This window comes from Sorangium sp. So ce1014 (genome assembly GCF_051521505.1).
Lineage (GTDB): Bacteria > Myxococcota_A > Polyangia > Polyangiales > Polyangiaceae > Sorangium.
Genome location: NZ_CP150356.1, coordinates 5,462,501 through 5,479,253 on the forward strand (window position 1 = coordinate 5,462,501; position 16,753 = coordinate 5,479,253).

Sequence of the window (16,753 nt, forward strand, 5' to 3'; positions counted from 1 at the left end):
CCAGGGCGTGACCCCGGAATACTGGTGGGGACACTGCAACGGCTGGGCGGCCTACGTCGTCGCCGAGGGCGGCGGCCCGCCGCTGCGCGACATCCGCGTGAAGCTCTCCGGCACCACGCTGACCGAGTGCGCGTCGGTCGAGCCAGGGTGCATCCTGTTCCGCACGGCGGACATCGAGGCGCTGATGACCGAGGTCTATCACAACGACTCCGCCACCGTGTCGGGGCGGCGCTGCGAGACGCGGGAGGACCTCGTCCAGCGCGACGTCTACGGCAGGCCGGTCGACGCCGCATGCCGCGATCTGAACCCCGGGACGATGCACGTGGCCATGACCGGCCTCCTCGGGCTGGGCGCGAGCTCGATCAGCTCCGCGTCGACCGGGCACGGGCGGCGCTCGTTCGTCGTCGACTACACCTGGCACCGCGAGGTGTGGAGCTACCCGGTCACATCCTTCAACATCGACTCGATGGCGGAGGTGAGCGCGCAGGAGGCGGCGCGGCTCGTCTGTAACGGCGGGTACCAGGGGGCCGATTGCTATAATTACCGGTTCAACCCGTACGCGAGGCGCTTCGTCCGCGTCGGGGCGCGCTACGGGATGATCTCGGACGAGGTGAGCCCCGCGGAGCTCCTCCAGCCGCCCGCGCTCCGCAGCGTCCCGATCCTCAGCTCGGAGCTCCACTACGTGCTCGAGCTCGATGACCGGCTGACGGTGCTCGGCGGCGAGTGGATCAGGAACCCCGCCCTCGCCAACGGCGTGAACGGCAAGGCGATGCACCCGGACTATCTCTGGATTCCGGTGAGGCCGCAGGGCGCGGGCGATGACAGCGACGATCTGGGCGGCTCCGGAGACAACCCGTACATCGCGTACTCGCGCGCGAGGGCGCTGCTCGATCTGTCGCGGAGACGGTGAGCGGGCGGCGCGCGGACTGGTCTACGATGACCGCCCGATGATGCACCTGGACGAGGCGCTCGCGGCGCCGCTGCGCCGCGGAGATGTGCGGTGGCTCGACGAGCACCTCGACGAGGCGCGCTGCACCGACGAGGTGCTCCGCCAGCTCGTGCGGCACGGCGACGCGCGCGTGCGCTACCTGGGGCTCTCGCGGATCGCGCAGGCCGCCGCCCGTCGCAGCGCGGGCGCGCGGCGGGCGCTCGCGGCGATGCTGCCGCGCGCGATCGACGGGGACGGGACGCCGGAGGAAGCGCTGCTCCTCGCCGGGCTCTACCGCGAGCTCTGGCCGTTCCTCCCGGAGCAGCGGCTGCCGGCGTGGCGCGAGGCCGCGCTCCACGCGCCCGTCCGCGTGGCCTGGCTGCGGACCGAGATCCTCACGCGGCCCGAGGTCCTCCGCGATGAGCCCGCCGGCGAGCTCGTCTACCAGGCGCTCCACGCCCTCGACCCGGCAGAGATCCCCGCGCCCGAGGCGCTCCTCCCCGAGCTCGCGGCGCGCCGCGACCCGGTCCTCCAGGCCGCAGCGCTCGATCTGACCCGACGCTGCCTCCACGCGGCGCTGCTCGCGCCGGCGCAGGCGCGCGCGGTCCTCGGCGCGCTCGCCGTCGCGACGGCGCCCGCGGTCGCCGCCGCCGCGCTGCGCGAGCTCGCCGAGCCGTGGGCGGTCCTCGCCGGCGCGCCGCTCCCGGGCGCGCGCCTCGAGCAGCTCCTGCGCGGCGATCCCGAGGTGGCCGCGGCGGCGCTGGAGGCCGCGGCGCGCCACGGCGAAGGCGCGCCGCTCCGCGAGGTCGCCGCGCGCGAGGACGCGCCGCCGCGGCTCCGGCAGCGGGCGCTCGCGCTCCTGGGCGAGCGCGCGACCCGCGAGGACGTGGGCGCGATCCTCGAGCTCGCCGCGCGCGATCCGCTGCTGCTCGGCCCGAGCGCGATCGCCTGCCTGCGCGCGCTGCACCGGCGCGGCCACTTCCCTGCCCCGGAGCACGCGGCGGCGATCCTCGAGCTCGCCCTCGCCGATCCAACCCTCCCCGCCGGCGACGTCGCGGCGATCACCTTCACCTGCAGGCGCGCGCTCTTCGAGGCGCTCGCCTCGGCGCCGGCCAGCGACGCGCGCTGGCCGCGCCGGGCCGAGATCGCCGTCGCCATGGCGGAGCAGGGCGCGACAGACCTCCCCCTCGGGGACATGCTCGCCGAGAAGCTCCGCGAGGCCGCCTCGCCCGCGCCCTTGCTGCGCGCGATCGGCGCCCTGCGCCACGCGGCCGCAGAGGACGACGTGCTCGCCGCGCTGCCGCGCGCGCCCGCTGAGGCCCTGGACGCGCTCGCCGCGATCGGCGGCCAGCGCACGGCAGACGCGCTCCGCACCGCCCTCGGCCTCGACGGCGCAGGCGCGAGCATCGCGCCGTCCATCGCGCCATCGTCGATCGCCCTGAACATCCGTCACCAACGGCATCGTGCCGTGGTACTGCTCTGGCATCTGACGGAGGAGCCCGGGGACCGGCGCGCGCTCCTCGCCCGCCTGAACCCCCGCGATCTGCCGGTCGAGCTCGCCGCCGATCTCGGCGGGGCCGATCCGGCGGAGCTCGCGGTGCTCCAGCATGCGGTGGAGCGCTGCACGCCCGCGGACGCGCTGCAGGCGCTCGCGCGCGCCGGCGATGCGCGCGCGCTCCCGGCGATCGCCGACCTGCTGCTCCGGATCGCGGCGGATCTCGCGGCCGCGTGGGCTCCCGGCGGGCCGGCCGAGCGGCTCGAGCCCGCGATCGACCAGGGCCCCCAGCGGCCCGCGGAGCCGGCGGTGCCGGCGGAGGTCGCGGAGGCGATCCGCGGCCTCGGCCGGCGGCTGCACCAGCGCCGGAAGATCCGGCCCGTGTGCCTGCTCGACGCCGCGAGCGAGCGCGAGGCCGGCGACGCGCTGCTCGCGAGCCTGACGCTCGATCTCCTCGACCGGCCCGGCCTGTCCGCGGGCGAGCGCGCCCTCCTCGTGGACCTGCTGCGCTCGGCGCCGTGGCGGCGCGCGCGCCCGCGCGTCTCGCGCCTCCTCCGCCACCGCGACCCGCACGTGCGCAAGCGCGTGATCGCGCTGCTGGCCCAGGGCGGCGCCGAGGCGCTCTCGGCCAGCCTGACGCTCCTCACGGGCGCCGGCGACGTGCAGACGGCGCGGCAGGCGCTGCGCGCGCTCGGCGCCATGGAGGCGCGCTGGGCCTGCCCCGCGATCGCCGCGTGCCTCGATCACCCGAGCATGAGCATCAAGAAGACGGCGGCCGAGGCGCTGTCGCGGGCGGGCGGGCCGGAGGCCGTGCCGAGGCTCGTCTTCTGGCTGGGCCACCACGACAACCCGGGGCTGCGCGCGGCGCTCGAGGCCGCGCTGCGGGCGATCGTCGGGCCGGCGTGCGAGGCGACGATCCTCGCCGCCGCCGAGGCCGCGGAGGACGAGCGCGCGCGCGATCGGCTGCTCGACGCGGTGGGCCGCACGCTGTCGGCGCAGGCGATCCGGAGCGGGATCCGCCAGGGATCGGCCGCGGCGGCGCGGCTGCTGGAGCGGGCGATGGCCGGGGAGATCGCGCTCGCTTCCGGGACCGCCGCCGAGCTCGCCGCGGACCTCGAGGCGCGCGACCCGCACCGGCGCGAGCAGGGATCCGCGGGCGCACCGGCGCCGCCGGGCGCGGGGGAGGCGCTCGCCGCGGCGGCGCTCGCGGCCGCGCTGGCCCGCGGTGGCTGGGACGACGCGACGGCGCGGCGGCTGCTCGAGCGGGAGGCGGCGCTGCCGCAGGACGGGCTCGCGGCCCTGCGGCAGCTCGCGCCGGAGTGGCTCCGCCTCGCGGCGGCCGAGCCGGCGCTGCGCGACGCGGCGCTCCGGCTGCTCGTCCGCGCCTCCCCTGCCCCGTGGTCGCCCGGCGAGGCGCGCGCGCTCGCGAGGCAGGTCGCGGTGCTGCTCGACGGGCTCGCCGCGGCGGCGGCCGATCTGCGCGACGGGCTCCTTTCGCTGCTCGAGGCGGCGGCGCCGGAGCTCCCGGCGGCCGAGGCGCTGGGCGTGGCGGCGCGCGTGCGCGGGCTCGCGCCGGCGCCCGGGGCGCGCCGGTCACCGCTCGAGGTGCTGCGGCGGTGCGGGGCGATCCTCGGGCGCACCGACGTCGAGCAGGCGCTCGCCATGGCGCGCGTGGCCGCCGATCCGTGGACGGCGGAGGCGGCGATCCTGCGCGAGGCGTTCGGCGCGCCGGCGGAGGCGGGCGAGGGCGCGGATCCCGAGGGCGCGGCCGCGTGGCAGGCGGCGCTCCGGGCCGCGGCGCAGGAGCCGGGGGAGCTCGCGGCGCTCCGGGCGGAGGGGCCGCGCGGCGGGGTCGGCTCGCGGGCGCAGCTGGCCGCGCTGATCGAGGTGTTCCCGTCCGCGGCCGGGCCGGCGCGGGCGCTCCTCCTGGACTGGATGGAGTCGCTGCAGCCGATCGGCGCGCCGCCCTGGACCCTCGCCGAGCAGGCGGCGTCGCGGAGCGGCGGCGCGCGGGCGCCGCGGCCGTCCGATCTCGACCAGCCGCGCTCGGCCGCGCTCCGCGGGCGCCTGCTGTCGATGCTGGACGCGCCCGCGCCGGCCGAGCGGCGCGCGGCGGCCACCGCGCTGCTCTCGTGGCCGGAGGAGGACGTCCGCGCGGCCGTGCTGCGCGCTCACCTGCGCGGCGACGTCGAGGGCCTGGATGGGCGGAGCCTGCCGCGTCTGGCGGGCTCGCTGCTCGAGGTCACGGAGGAGGAGCTCCGGGGCGACGCCGGCGACGAGCTACGCCGGGAGCGCGCGGCGCGTCTCGCGGCCCTGCTCGATCACTCGGCGGTCGAGCGCCTGTTCCCGCTGCTGCTCGGGTGGTGGGAGACGGGCGCGCCGGCGACGCGCGCGGCGGCGGCCCAGGCGCTCCGCCGCATCGCTCCCGACGTGCGGGCGGCGCGGATCGTCGAGTGCGTCCGGCAGGGGGCGTGGGGCTACCTCGACCTTGTCGCGGGCGAGGCGCTGCTGCGCACGCCGGAGCTCGAGGCCGTGGTGAGGCGCGTGCGCGCCGAGGGGCGGGCCGACCTGGCGAAGCGGATCGTCCTCGAGGACGGCCCGCTCCGGCCGCCCGGTGGTGCGGACGAGGACGCGCGGGCGCTCGCGGCGCTGCGCGCGCGCCCGGAGCCGCGGGTGCCCGCGGCGGGCGACCGCGGCACGGCACGGCAGGAGCTGGTGCGGCTCGCGCGCGCCGGGGATCCGGAGCAGTCCCGCCGGGCGCTGTCGGCGCTCGCCGGGGCGCCGGACGAGGAGCTCGCGGCGCTGCTCGTGGAGCTGCTCGGCGATCGGCGTCCCCGGGTGCGGCTCCACGCGCACCGGCTGCTGCGCGAGGCGGTGGACCGCGCCGCCTACCTGCGCGCGACGTGCGCGCTCCTCTCGGATCCGCTGCCCGACGTGGTCCGCTCGGCGATCCGCATCCTCAGCTTCGCGCCGTGGCCGCCTGCGATCCCCGCGATCGTGGGCCTGCTGCTGCACCCGCACAAGGCCGTCCGCCGAGCGGCCGCCGAGGGGCTCGCGCACGTGGGCGCGCCGGCGATCCCCGCCCTCAAGGAGGCGCTGGGGCACGCGCGGCCGGATCGACGGGAGGTCTACGCAGAGGTGATGAGGCGGATCGGGACGCTGTGATGCGGGGACAGGGTTGCTCCGCAGGGTGGCCGGCCGAGAGAGAGAATTCAACGCAAAGGCGCAAAGGCGCAAAGACGCAAAAAAAAGAGGAGAGATAGAATTGCAGCATGAGCATCATGCCATCTCGTCCTCTTTGGTTTCCTTGGGCGGCTCATCTTCATTCCTGAGTCCTGTCATGAGCACTTCTACGCCATCGCTTCCGGTGAGCAGCCGGTGACACAGACACCACGCGATCAACGATCTGCCAGGTCGGACGCCCCGCCCTATCGTCTTTTTGCGTCTTTGCGTCTTTGCGCCTTTGCGTTAAATTCTCCACTCCTGCCAGGAGCCGAACGATGTGCGCCGTCGCGCCCGTCTCATCAGTTCGCTCCCGCCCCTTCGACCTGGCCTGCCGCTCCCCCCGGCCCCCCAATCTCGCCCGCCGCTCCCCCCGGCTCGGCCGGCAAAAGCACGACACCGCGGTCGGGCTCCCCGAGGACGCAGGCCTCTTTGCCCTCGACCACCTTGCAGCGGCGATCTGCCGGGCACTTCCCTCCACACGGCAGCCGCACACACAGCCCCGTCGCCGCGTCGCACGCCGTCCCGATCTCACAGATCGCGTAGCAGGTGTCGTAGACCTCGCGGTTCACCACAGCCGCCCCGGCCGCGGCGGCGAGCGCCGCCGCCGCATCACCATAGGAGCTCCCACCCGACCGCTCGGGATCAGGGCTCCCACCCGACCGCACGGGCCTCATCCCCAACAAAAACTCGGGGGGACCGCGCTTCGCCCTCAAGCAGCCGGCCAGGTTTACAGCCACACAGCAGGACACCAGAAGGACGGTAATTCTCATCAACCTGAGATCCTGCATACACACAGTAACGATTCGACGCCAGGTCAGGAGCATACTCCGGTACAATGCTCGCCATGCAGGGGGGAGGGAACCAAGGTGAGTGATCCTGTGCACCTGGCGCCGTTGCCGACGCCGCTTCGCTGGGAGGTACCGCCCAGGAGCTGGAGCGCCGGCAAGGCATCAAGCCTGACCGTCACGGCGGGCGGCAAGACCGACCTGTTCCTCGATCCGGAGCGCACCACCGGCGTCCTGAACGCGCCGCGCCTGCTCGGGACGCCGCAGGGGGATTTCCTCGCCAGCGCGCGGGTGACCGTGGGCTTTGCGGCGGCGCACGACGCCGGCGTGCTGCTGCTCTGGGCGCACGAGCGCGCGTGGGCCAAGCTCTGCTTCGAGCTGTCGCCGGAGCGCGTGCCGACGGTCGTCTCCGTGGTGACCCGCGGCCTGTCCGACAGCCGCAGATCCTTCAACGTCGACGCCGACCACGTCTGGCTGCGCGTCTCGCGGCTCGGGCGGGTGTGCGCGTTCCACGCCTCCACCGACGGGACGATCTGGCACGTGCTCCGCAGCTTCTCGCTCGGCAGCGCAACCGAGCTCGACGTCGGCTTCTCGGCCCAGTCGCCGGCAGGCGACGGCTGCACCGCCGTCTTCGACGACATCCGCTTCACGCCGCGCCGGGTCGGCGACCTGCGCAGCGGACACGCGGAGAGCGACGCAGCGCTGGCGCGCGCCGGTCATATGCCGCCGTTGACCGGGATGACCTTGCCGCTCACGTACGTGTTGTGAAGGGCGAGCCACGCGATCGCGGCCGCGGCCTCGTCCGGCGTGCCGAGGCGCCGCAGGGCCGAGAACGCGAGGTACTCCCTGCGGAGGCCCTCGTCGAGCCGCGTCGATAGCCCGGCGTCGAGCAGGCCCAGCGCCACCATGTTGACCCGCACCCGCCGCGGGCCGAGCTCCTTCGCGAACGCCATGGCGGTGGCCGCGATCATCCCCTGGCTCGCCGCGAACGCGACCGGGATCGGCAGCGACTGCGCGCGATCGGGCCCGCCGACGAGGACGATCTCCCCACCGACGCCCCGCGCCATCGCCGCCCCGACATCGCGGGCGACAAGGAAGGCCGCGCGGGCGTTCGACGCATAGGCCCGGTCCCACGCCTCGTCCGACAGCTCGAGGCCCGGCGTGGCGTCGAGGCTCCCGGCGCAGTGGATCGCCGCGGCGGGCACCGGCTCGTCCGCGCCCATCCGGCCGACGAGCTCGCGGAGCGCGGCGGCGTCGGTGAGATCGAGCCGGACGGCGCGGAAGCCGAGCTCGCGCGACAGCTCGGCCGCCCGGTCCTCGCTCCGGCAGTACGTGAACGTGGCGCTCGCACCGCGCGAGGCGAGCGCGCGCAGCACCGCGGCGCCGACGGCGCCCGTGCCCCCGAAAACGACGGCGTGCTTCATGTCAGGCCCTCCACGTACGCGAGCGCCTCGGCCGCGGCGTCGACGAAGGTGTCGAGCGTGTCGCGCGGGATGTCGAACCGAGGCTGGAGCCGGAAGATCGTCCAGTCGTGCCCGCAGGTGAAGCAGAAGAAGCCACGGCGATAGAGGCGGTGGCACACGAGCGGCGACACCACCGAGTGGTGCGCGAGATCCGGGAACCCGAAATGCTCGAAGGAGAGCCAGGGGTGATCCGGCGGATCGAGCTGCACGCCGAGCATCAGGCCCGCGCCGCGCACCTCCCTGAACAGCCGGTTCGGCCGGAGCGCCGACTCCAGCCGCTCGCGGAGGTACGCGCCCGTCTCGCGGACGTACGCGATGAGCTCGTCCGTGATCAGGTCGAGCGTGGCGAGCCCCGCGACCGCGGAGAGGGCGTTGTAACCCATGGTGTTGTTGTGGCTCTCGCCCGCGGCGAACTGGCTGCCGTAGGCGCGCACGAAGAGGTCACGCCTCGTCAGCATCGCCGAGAGCGGCAGGAGTCCGCCGCCGAGCTGCTTCGCCAGGAGCACCACGTCCGGCCGGCGCGGCCAGCGCTCGGTCGCGAGGAAGCCGCGCCCCGTGCGGCCGACGCCCGTCTGCACCTCGTCGGCGATGAGCAGCGCGCCGTGCCTCGCCGTGAGGTCGCAGAGCGCCTCGACGAACGGCGGCGGCAGCTCGCGCACGCCGCCCTCGCCCTGGATCGGCTCCACGAGCACCGCCGCCACGTCGCCCCCGGCGAACACCCGGGCGAGCGCGTCGACGTCGCCGAACGGGATCGACGTGGCGCCCTGCAGCAAGGGCACGAACGGGTCGCGGAGGTAGCCCTCCCCCATGAACGAGACGCTCCCGTAAGAACAGCCGTGGTAGGCGCCGGTCAGCCCGACGAGGACGGGCTTCCGGGTGAGCGCGCGGGCGAGCTTGAGCGACGCCTCGACGGCGTCGCTCCCCGTGCACCCGAAGAAGACGTTGTCGTAGTGGCCCGCGCGCTCGCAGAGGCGGCGCGCCAGGCGGCCGGCGAACGGGTTGACGCGCGACGGGTACCAGGAGGGCGCGTCCGAGTCGAGGAAGGCGCGCACTTCGCGGGCGACGCTCGGGTTGCGATGACCGAAGGCCTGGGTGCCGTGGAAGTCCTCGATCACGAGGCCCTCGCTGTCGACGAGGAGGCCCCCCTCGGCGCGCACGACCCGGATGGGCTCGCGGGCGAGCTTCGCCCGCTGCGCGATGAGCGGGTTCACGAAGGCGCGGTAGTCGTCGAACCCGTCGCGCAGGATGTCGTCGAACGCGTCCACGTCAGAGCCCTCCGTCGGCGACGAGCTTGGCGGCGCTCATGAAGGCGCTGTCGTCGGAGCACAGGAACACCGCGAGCTCGGCGATCTCGTCGACGCGGCCGAGGCGACGCAGGCCGCAGTGCGCGACGTACTCCGCCTGGCGGTGCTGCGGGAGCCCCTGCGCCATGCCCTCCTCGAGGAGGCCGGGGCCGAGGAGGTTCACGCGCACGCCATAGCGGCCGACCTCGCGCGCGAGCGCTTCGGTGAGGCCGCGCAGGGCCGACTTCGAGGCGGCGTAGTGGACCGGCGCCTCGATCACGCGCTCCGACGCGAAGTTGCCGATGTTCAGGATGACGCCGCGCTTCTCGCGGATCATGAACCGCAGCGCGGCGCGGCTCATGAGGTAGGCGCCCTTCACATTCACGTCCATCACGAGGTCCCAGTCCTCCTCCTCGAGCAGCGAGATGGGCAGGACCTGGGTGATGCCGGCGTTGTTGACGAGCACGTCGAGCCCGCCCCAGGCGCGGTGCAGCGCGGCGAGGGTGTCCTTCACGTGGGCGGCGTCGGCCACCGAGCCCTTGAAGACGAGCGGCGGGGCGCCCGTCGCGGCGATCTGTCGGCCCGCCTCGGCGGCGTCCGCGTCGTCGGTCGCGTAGGTGAAGGCGACGCGCGCGCCGTGCCGGGCGAACGCGAGGGCGATCGCGCGCCCGAGCCCGCGCGAGCCGCCCGTGACGAGGCAGCGCCGGCCGGCGAGGAGGCCGGAGGCGGCGCTCACGGGGCCTCCCGGCGAGGCGACGGCGAGAGGAGCGGGAGGGCGCGCCGGCCGCCGGATCGATCCGGCCACGCCCGCGGCTCGCTCATGAACCGCGGCTCCTTCTCCCGGTAGAGCACGTTGTAGTTGCAGACAGGCACCGTCCTCCCGTCGGCGGTACAGTTGCTGTCGCAGCACTGGGCCGCGCGCTCGACGTCGAACGTCTCCTCATCCATGTGCGAGTGGACGTACACCGCCTTCACCGCGCGCTCGCTGATCCGCAGGGACTCCTCCCGCCGGAGCGGCTTCTTCGCCGGGAACAGCGCGCGCAGGAGGCCGTTCAGGAGGCCGAGCGCGCGGTCGTCGTCGCCGCGCGACCAGAGCGCGTCGATCGCGTCCTGCATGGCGCGCTCGAGGCGCGCGCTCGGCTCGAGGTAGAGGTGGTCGCCGAGGCAGGCGTAGAGCGCCTCGCGGCTCATGAACCGGGTGAACGGGACCGGCGGGCCGCCCGCGGGATCCATGAGCAGGTAGGCGACCTGGTAGCAGAGCGGATGAGCGCACGGCGACGGGACGAAGTCGCCCGGCGAGAGGAGCCCGCCCGTCGTCTCGGCGATCCGCTCGAGGACCTCGAGCGTGGAGATGCGGCCTCCGCGATCGAACGAGGCGCCGCTCTGGCCGGTGAACGTCATCGTGTGGACCTCGAGGTGGCGGACGCAGCCGAGCCGGAAGCCGAGCTCGAGGATGCGGCCGATCTCGTGGTCGTTGAGGCCGCGGGTCATGACCGGGATGAGCGTCGTGTCGACGCCGGCGGCGTCGAGGCGCTCGAGACAGGCGAGCTTCTTGTCGACGCTCCTGACGCCGTTCAGGGCCCTGTCCGTGGCGTCGTCGAAGGTGTCGAAGGAGAGCGCGATGCGCGCCCCGAGCTCCGCGAGGCGCCGGAGGAGCGCGTCGTTCCTGAGCAGGCCGAAGCCGTGGCTGCAGATGCTCACGCGGTGGATGCCCGCCTCCTGGCACATCGCGACGAGCTCGGGCAGCTCGGGGTGGAGCGTGGGCTCGCCGCCCGTGAGGTTGATCAGGTCGAGATCGCCGCCGGCGCCGTCGCAGAGGTGGCGGAGCACCTCCCCGAACTCGGCCTTGCTCATGAAGAACGCGCCGTCGTTCTTGTTGTGCACGTAGCACATGGGACAGTCGAGATCGCAGGCGCTCGTGATCGTGACGACCGGCATCCTGACCCGCTGAGTGTGGGCCTCGCACGGGCCGCAATCGAAGGGGCAGCCGTGCTCGATCGGGCGCCGCGGCGCCCGCGGCGGCGCAGGGGCCGGCGCGAGCGCGCGCGTCGACTCGTACCAGGCCGCGCTCGTCGAGAGCCGCACGTCGCGCGGGCCGTGCTCGGGGCACGCCTTGCGCATCCACACCTCGCCGGCGGGCGTCGCCACGACCCGGGCGGGGACGGCGATCTTGCAGGCCGGGCACAGGCTCGTCGTCTCGTGGATCAGCCGGTCGGTCCCCATGGGACGGACGATATCAGGCTCCTCGGGGCGAGCGCGCTCCCGTCGACGCCCCGCGCGGCCTGATAGGCTCACGCGCATGCCCCGCGCGCCGGACGAGATCGTGGCGGTCGAGTCGCTCACCAAGACCTTCGGCGGGGTCGCCGCGCTCTCGGACGTGAGCTTCCGCGTCGAGGGCCCCGGCCTCGTCGGCGTCCTCGGCCCGAACGGCGCCGGCAAGACGACGCTGCTCGATCTCCTGGAGGGCCTCAGCGAGCCGACGCGCGGCGCGGTCCGCCTCTTCGGCGCGCCCGTGCCGCCCTACCCGCGGCGGCGGGTCGGCGTGGTCCTGCAGAAGGAGGTCCAGCTCGAGCGCTGCACGACGCGGGAGTACGCCGGCCTCTTCGCCGCGATCTACGGCGTGCGTGACGGCGCGACGCGGATCCTGGAGCGGGCGCGCCTCGCCCAGCGCGCGTCGGTGCCCATGGCGCGCCTGTCGGGCGGCGAGGCGGCGCGCCTGTTCATCGCCACCGCGCTGGTCCACGAGCCCGAGCTGCTCTTCCTCGACGAGCCCACGGCGCCGCTCGACCCGGCCGGCAAGCAGGAGATCGGCGAGGTGCTGCGCGGCGTGGCCCGCGAGCGCACGGTGGTCATGACGACGCACGACCTGCGCGAGGCGGACAGCCTCTGCGATCGGCTGCTCTTCCTCGTCGGCGGCAAGCTCCGGGCGAGCGGGACGCGGGACGAGCTCGTGGCCGCGGTGCCCGAAGGCCGCCGGACAGGGCTCGGGGTCGAGGACGCGTTCTTCCACTTCTGCGCGGTCCGGATGCGCCGCGGCGAGGCGGAGGATCCGTCGTGAGCGCCTTCTGGGCGCTCGCGCGCCTCCGGCTGCTCGACGTGCTGCGGAGCGCGAGCTCGACGAGCTTCGTGCTGCTCTTCCCGGTCGTGCTCCTCGTCGTCGTCGGGTTCGTGTTCATGAACGGCCACCCGTTCGAGGAGCGGACGATCGCCGTCGTCGCCGGCCCCGGCGCCGCCGAGCGCCCGCTGGAGGCGCTCGGCGGCGAGCTCGATCCCGCGCGGCTCGTGCACGTGGAGAGCGAGGCCGCCGGGCTCGCGCGGCTCCGGGCGCGGACCGCGAGCGCCGTCGTGGTGCTCCCGCGCGGCGACGGGATCTCGCGGGTGCTCGTGGGGCCGCGCGACCGGCTCTTCGGGCGAGGGATCGCCGCGTCGCCCGGGGTGCGGGCCGAGCTCGCCGTCGTGGAGCTCCCGCGCTGGGGCTACGTCCACTACCTCTTCCCGGGGATCCTCACGTTCAGCGTCATGCTCGCCGGGCTCTTCGCGACCGGCTACACGATGGTGCTCTACCGGCAGAACCGCTTCCTGAAGAAGCTCGCGACGACGCCCATGCCGAAGGCGGCGTTCGTCGGGGCGCAGATCGCGGCGCGCTCCGTCCTCGTCCTCGGGCAGATCGCCCTCGTCGCCGCGGCCGGCGCGCTGCTCTTCGACGTGCCGTTCACCGCGGTGTCGGCCCTCTGGGTGGCCCTGGTCTCGCTGCTCGGCCTGCTCGCGTTCATGGGCATCGGCTTCGTGCTCGCGTGCGTCCTCAGGACCGAGGACCTGGTTGTCGACATCGTGAGCGCGGTGAACCTGCCGCTCGTCTTCCTGTCCGAGATCTTCTTCCCCCTGGACGCCCTCCCCCGCCCGCTCGCCGCGCTGGGCGCCCTCCTGCCGAGCACGCACATGGTGCAGCTCACCCGCGAGATCTTGCTGTTCGGTGCCACCGATCCGGGCCAGCTCGCCGGCGGCATCGCCGTCCTCGCCGGCTGGACGGTCGCGACGTTCGCGCTCAGCCTCCGGCTCTTCCGGTGGCATCGCTGAGGGCGGCGACCCCGACGTGGGCGGGGTCGCCGGAGGGCAGAGCAGCCTTCCAACAACGGTCCGGGGGCAGCACGCCCGAGGAAGGCGACCGCCACGGTCTCTAAAGCTGCCTGTCCACGCGCTCGGTCTGCAGCCGATCTCTACGCGAGAGTCCCCATCTGGGCTGCCAGGACAATCGCGAGATGGAGCGTTCGCCCCGCCCGGAGCCGTGTCGCCCAGCACGCTCATGCTTTGCTCGCCGCGAGCGCCCCTTATCGCACATTTTCACAACTCGTATCCAGGAGCACGCATCGAACCCCAGCAGGGTCAAGAACCCTAGAATTGGGGGGAATCATGGGTAAAATCCTCCGGAAAATCGGATGGATCGCATGCGTTCTCGTGGTGGCGTTGAGCTTCTCGCAGCTTGGCTGTAGCGGTGGGGACGACCCGCCGCAGGCGCACGTTGACGAGGGCGTACTCGCCGCCATGGCGGACAGAGCAGATGCAACTTTCTGGGTTGTCTTCAACGAACGCGCGGACCTCCGCGCGGCGCCGACAATCAAGGACTGGGACGCGAGAGGTCAATTCGTCTTCGAGGCGCTCAAGGCCGTGGCCGAGCGCAGCCAGCGCGGCGTGCGCAGCCTGGTGCGCGCGAGGGGAGCGGCGCACCGCGCCCACTGGATCATCAATGTCATGCAAGTGACGGGGACGCGCGACCTGATGTACGAGATCGCGCGGCGCCCCGAGGTGGAGGCCATCGTCCTCGACGGCGCCTTCAGCATCCCGCCTCCCGTGGACGACGGGACAGGCCCGGGCGACGAGGTCGAGTGGAACATCGCCAGGATCCGCGCGGATAAAGTCTGGTCGGCGTTCGGCGACGGCGACGGGATCGTCGTCGGCAGCATCGACACGGGCGTCCAATTCGACCACGAGGCGCTCGTCCGCCAGTACCGGGGCAACCTCGGCGACGGCAGGTTCGTGCACGATTACAACTTCTGGGATCCATTGCAGATCTGCGGGCCGCCCGGCAGCCCGCCCTGCGACAACGACGGCCACGGCACGCACACGATGGGCACCATCGCCGGCGGCGATGGACTCGGCCCTTTCGAGGACGACATCGGCGTGGCGCCGGGCGTGAAGTGGATCACGGCCAAAGGGTGCGAACCGACGTCCTGCTCGTTCGCGGCGCTCGTGTCCTCGGGCGAGTGGATGCTGGCGCCGACCGATCTGCTCGGAAGGAACCCGAAGCCCTCGCGCCGGCCTCACCTCATCAACAACTCCTGGGGTGACGGCCCAGGGAATCCGTTTTTCCGGGGCATCGTCAAGGCCTGGCGCGCCGCGGGGATGGCCCCGGTGTTCGCCAACGGCAACGCCGGACCGGCCTGCGGGACCGCGGGGTCGCCGGCCGACTACCCCGAATCCTTCGGCGTCGGCGCCACCGACAGGATGGATGAGATCGCCGCGTTCTCGAGCCGCGGCCCCTCGGCGTTCGGACCCATCAAGCCGGATGCGTCGGCGCCCGGCGTGGAAGTGCGCTCGAGCGTCCCCGGCGGCTACGCGATCTTCAGCGGCACGTCGATGGCGGCGCCCCACGTCACGGGCACGCTGGCCCTCGTCTGGTCTGCTGCTCCGGACCTGATCGGCGACATCGGGAAATCGTTCGAGCTGATCCGGAGGACCGCCGTCAATCGCCGGAGCTTCGAGTGCGGCGGCGCGGCGGACGGCGACCCGAACAACACCTATGGCGACGGCCGGATCGACGCGTTCCGGGCGGTCGCCGCGAGCGAGCGGGTCGCGGGCAAGCTGATCGGCACCGTCATCGGAGCCCGCACGGGCAGGCGCGTGGAGCACGCGATGATCGTCGCGCAGCGACGCGACGACGGATTGAAGCGCAGCACCTTCACGGACGAGGCGGGCGCGTACGCGATGTCCCTGCCCGTGGCTCCGGCGCACCGACTCGAGGTGTACGACGTCGTGGTCACGGCGTTCGGCTACCAGCCGGCCGCCGCCCGGGTCGCGATCCGGAACGACGAGATCACCGTGCGCGCGTTCAGGCTCGTACCGCTGCGGCGCTTCGACCTCTCGCATAGCAGGTGACGCACAGGCCAGACCTGTAGTCCGCCCCCCGGGCGACCGGCAGCCCCTTTCGCTCGATCGCCGGCCCCGGTACGCTCGGGCTCGATGATCGCAGAGAACACGCTTCAGGGGCCGCCGGTCGCCGAGAGCTCGCGCCGGGTAGGCGCGCTGTTCGAACCCTTCTCGCCGAGCTATGCGGACAACCCCGCGCTCGCGTTCTATCAAGCGGCGCACCGGGAGGCGCCGGTCGCTTACAGCGAGGCGTTCTCCGCTTACCTCATCGTGGGGCACGCCGAGGTCACGCAGGTGCTCCGCGAGCCGGTCGGGTTCTCCTCGGCGCACATCCTCGACCTGCCGCCGGATCTGCCGCCGGAGGTGATTGCCGAGCTCCAGCGCGGCATCTACCAGATGCCGCCGGCGCTCTTCAACAACGACCCTCCCGGGCACACGCGCGCGCGGGCGCTGTTCTCCAAGGCGTTCACGACCGCGAGGCTCGCCTCCCTCGAGCCGACGATCGCCCTGGCGGCGGAGGCGCTGGTGCGCGCGATGGACCCGGGCGGCGACCCGGTGGATCTGATGCAGGCGCTCGCCTTCCCGCTCCCCTTGCAGATCATCGCCGCCCTGGTCGGGATACCGCTGGAGGACGCGCCGCTGCTCAGGGCCTGCCAGGACGAGCGGTTCAAGCTCTACGAGCCGGCGCTCGACACGGCGCGGAAGGTCGAGGCCGCGCGGAGGTTCGTCGCCTACGAGCGCTATCTGGCCAATCTCATCGAGCGGCGCCGCGCCGAGCCCGCCGACGACCTGATCACCGCGCTGATCGGCGCCCGTGTCGACGGCGAGGCGCCGCTTTCGGTCGAAGAGATGATCTCCCACATCATCATCCTGTTCTTCGCCGGCTACGAGACCGTGGCGAGCCTGATTGGCTCGCTCGTGCTCCGCCTGCTCGAGGCGCCCGCGCTGTGGGACGCCATAGGCAGCGACGCGGCGCTGCTCCAGGGGGCGATGGAGGAGGCGCTCCGGATCGACGCCCCCGTGCAGATGGAGCCGCGGCGCGCGACGGCGCCGGCCGTCGTCGGCGGCGTCGAGATCCCCGCGGGGGCCACGGCGTTCGCGTTCTTCGGCGCCGCCAACCACGATCCGGCGGTCTTCCCGGACCCGCAGCGGTTCGACGTGAACCGCCATGTCGCCGGCCCGCGTGCGCGGCACCTCGGCTTCGGCTGGGGAGTGCACACCTGCATCGGCGCTGCGCTCGCGCGCATCGAGGTGAGGTGCGCCGTGCAGGCGTTGCGCGCCGCGTTCCCCGGCCTGCGCCTCGCCTCCGCGGCGCGCCCGAGCTACGCGCCCAGCCTGTTCTTCCGCAAGCCCACGGCCGTGCCCGTGACGCTCGGCGCGGCGTGACCGCGGCGGCCGCCGCGCTTCAGGACGGGACAGGCCACCAAGAC

Annotated in this window: 12 protein-coding genes (1 of these 12 only partly in view); 7 read left to right on the forward strand and 5 right to left on the reverse strand. The window is 73.8% G+C overall.

Going from position 1 to position 16,753, the window contains the following annotated elements; translation table 11 throughout:
- A protein-coding gene (locus WME75_RS20845; protein ID WP_437494880.1) for a hypothetical protein crosses the window boundary here: on the forward strand, positions 1–910 show its 3' portion. The gene continues 605 nt to the left of window position 1, outside the view; only the last 910 of its 1,515 coding nucleotides appear in the window; its start codon lies beyond the left edge, outside the window; its stop codon occupies positions 908–910.
- A 37-nt stretch (positions 911–947) separates the two neighbouring features.
- The gene (locus WME75_RS20850) at positions 948–5,588 is read left to right on the forward strand and encodes a HEAT repeat domain-containing protein (protein ID WP_437493516.1); all 4,641 of its coding nucleotides are present in this window, start codon (positions 948–950) and stop codon (positions 5,586–5,588) included.
- A 359-nt stretch (positions 5,589–5,947) separates the two neighbouring features.
- Here WME75_RS20850 and WME75_RS20855 read toward each other — a convergent pair whose 3' ends face one another.
- Positions 5,948–6,322, reverse strand: a complete 375-nt coding sequence (locus WME75_RS20855) for a hypothetical protein (protein WP_437493519.1) — start codon at positions 6,320–6,322, stop codon at positions 5,948–5,950.
- A 192-nt stretch (positions 6,323–6,514) separates the two neighbouring features.
- Here WME75_RS20855 and WME75_RS20860 point away from each other — a divergent pair, with 192 nt between their 5' ends.
- Positions 6,515–7,201, forward strand: coding sequence for a DUF1349 domain-containing protein (locus tag WME75_RS20860; RefSeq protein WP_437493521.1), 687 nt, complete (start codon positions 6,515–6,517; stop codon positions 7,199–7,201).
- Here WME75_RS20860 and WME75_RS20865 read toward each other — a convergent pair.
- From WME75_RS20865 to WME75_RS20880, 4 genes are read right to left on the reverse strand one after another with little or no spacing between them, the layout of a single operon-like run.
- Positions 7,150–7,857 (reverse strand): SDR family NAD(P)-dependent oxidoreductase, encoded by a 708-nt coding sequence (locus WME75_RS20865; protein WP_437493524.1) that lies wholly within the window; start codon positions 7,855–7,857, stop codon positions 7,150–7,152. The genes WME75_RS20860 and WME75_RS20865 overlap by 52 nt on opposite strands.
- Entirely contained in the window at positions 7,854–9,161 is a 1,308-nt protein-coding gene (locus WME75_RS20870) for an aspartate aminotransferase family protein (protein ID WP_437493527.1), read from the reverse strand. The genes WME75_RS20865 and WME75_RS20870 overlap by 4 nt, the downstream gene beginning before the upstream one ends.
- Before the next feature lies 1 nt (position 9,162).
- On the reverse strand, positions 9,163–9,915 hold the full coding sequence (locus WME75_RS20875) for an SDR family NAD(P)-dependent oxidoreductase (RefSeq protein ID WP_437493530.1): 753 nt from the start codon (positions 9,913–9,915) through the stop codon (positions 9,163–9,165).
- Positions 9,912–11,402, reverse strand: a complete 1,491-nt coding sequence (locus tag WME75_RS20880; RefSeq protein ID WP_437493533.1) for a radical SAM protein — start codon at positions 11,400–11,402, stop codon at positions 9,912–9,914. Before WME75_RS20880 ends, WME75_RS20875 begins: the two co-directional genes overlap by 4 nt.
- 76 nt (positions 11,403–11,478) lie before the next feature.
- On the opposite strand from WME75_RS20880, the gene WME75_RS20885 reads away from it, so the two are divergent.
- The 4 genes from WME75_RS20885 to WME75_RS20900 all read left to right on the forward strand — a co-directional run bounded on the left by WME75_RS20885 (position 11,479) and on the right by WME75_RS20900 (position 16,709).
- A complete protein-coding gene (locus tag WME75_RS20885) occupies positions 11,479–12,237 on the forward strand; it encodes an ABC transporter ATP-binding protein (protein WP_437493535.1) in 759 nt (252 codons plus the stop codon).
- On the forward strand, positions 12,234–13,256 hold the full coding sequence (locus WME75_RS20890) for an ABC transporter permease (protein ID WP_437493537.1): 1,023 nt from the start codon (positions 12,234–12,236) through the stop codon (positions 13,254–13,256). Before WME75_RS20885 ends, WME75_RS20890 begins: the two co-directional genes overlap by 4 nt.
- Positions 13,257–13,721: 465 nt before the next feature.
- A complete protein-coding gene (locus WME75_RS20895; protein WP_437493540.1) occupies positions 13,722–15,332 on the forward strand; it encodes a S8 family serine peptidase in 1,611 nt (536 codons plus the stop codon).
- Between the two features lie 84 nt (positions 15,333–15,416).
- The gene (locus WME75_RS20900) at positions 15,417–16,709 is read left to right on the forward strand and encodes a cytochrome P450 (RefSeq protein ID WP_437493542.1); all 1,293 of its coding nucleotides are present in this window, start codon (positions 15,417–15,419) and stop codon (positions 16,707–16,709) included.
- Positions 16,710–16,753: the final 44 nt, after the last annotated feature.

What these genes read in the sequence shown, in the direction of transcription:
- WME75_RS20895 (WP_437493540.1), top strand. Translation starts at nt 13,722, where the DNA reads ATGGCGGACAGAGCAGATGCAACTTTCTGGGTTGTCTTCAACGAACGC.
- WME75_RS20850 (WP_437493516.1), top strand. Translation starts at nt 948, where the DNA reads ATGATGCACCTGGACGAGGCGCTCGCGGCGCCGCTGCGCCGCGGAGAT.
- WME75_RS20900 (WP_437493542.1), top strand. Translation starts at nt 15,417, where the DNA reads ATGATCGCAGAGAACACGCTTCAGGGGCCGCCGGTCGCCGAGAGCTCG.
- WME75_RS20855 (WP_437493519.1), bottom strand. Translation starts at nt 6,322, where the DNA reads ATGAGGCCCGTGCGGTCGGGTGGGAGCCCTGATCCCGAGCGGTCGGGT.
- WME75_RS20880 (WP_437493533.1), bottom strand. Translation starts at nt 11,402, where the DNA reads ATGGGGACCGACCGGCTGATCCACGAGACGACGAGCCTGTGCCCGGCC.
- WME75_RS20865 (WP_437493524.1), bottom strand. Translation starts at nt 7,857, where the DNA reads ATGAAGCACGCCGTCGTTTTCGGGGGCACGGGCGCCGTCGGCGCCGCG.
- WME75_RS20885 (WP_437493535.1), top strand. Translation starts at nt 11,479, where the DNA reads ATGCCCCGCGCGCCGGACGAGATCGTGGCGGTCGAGTCGCTCACCAAG.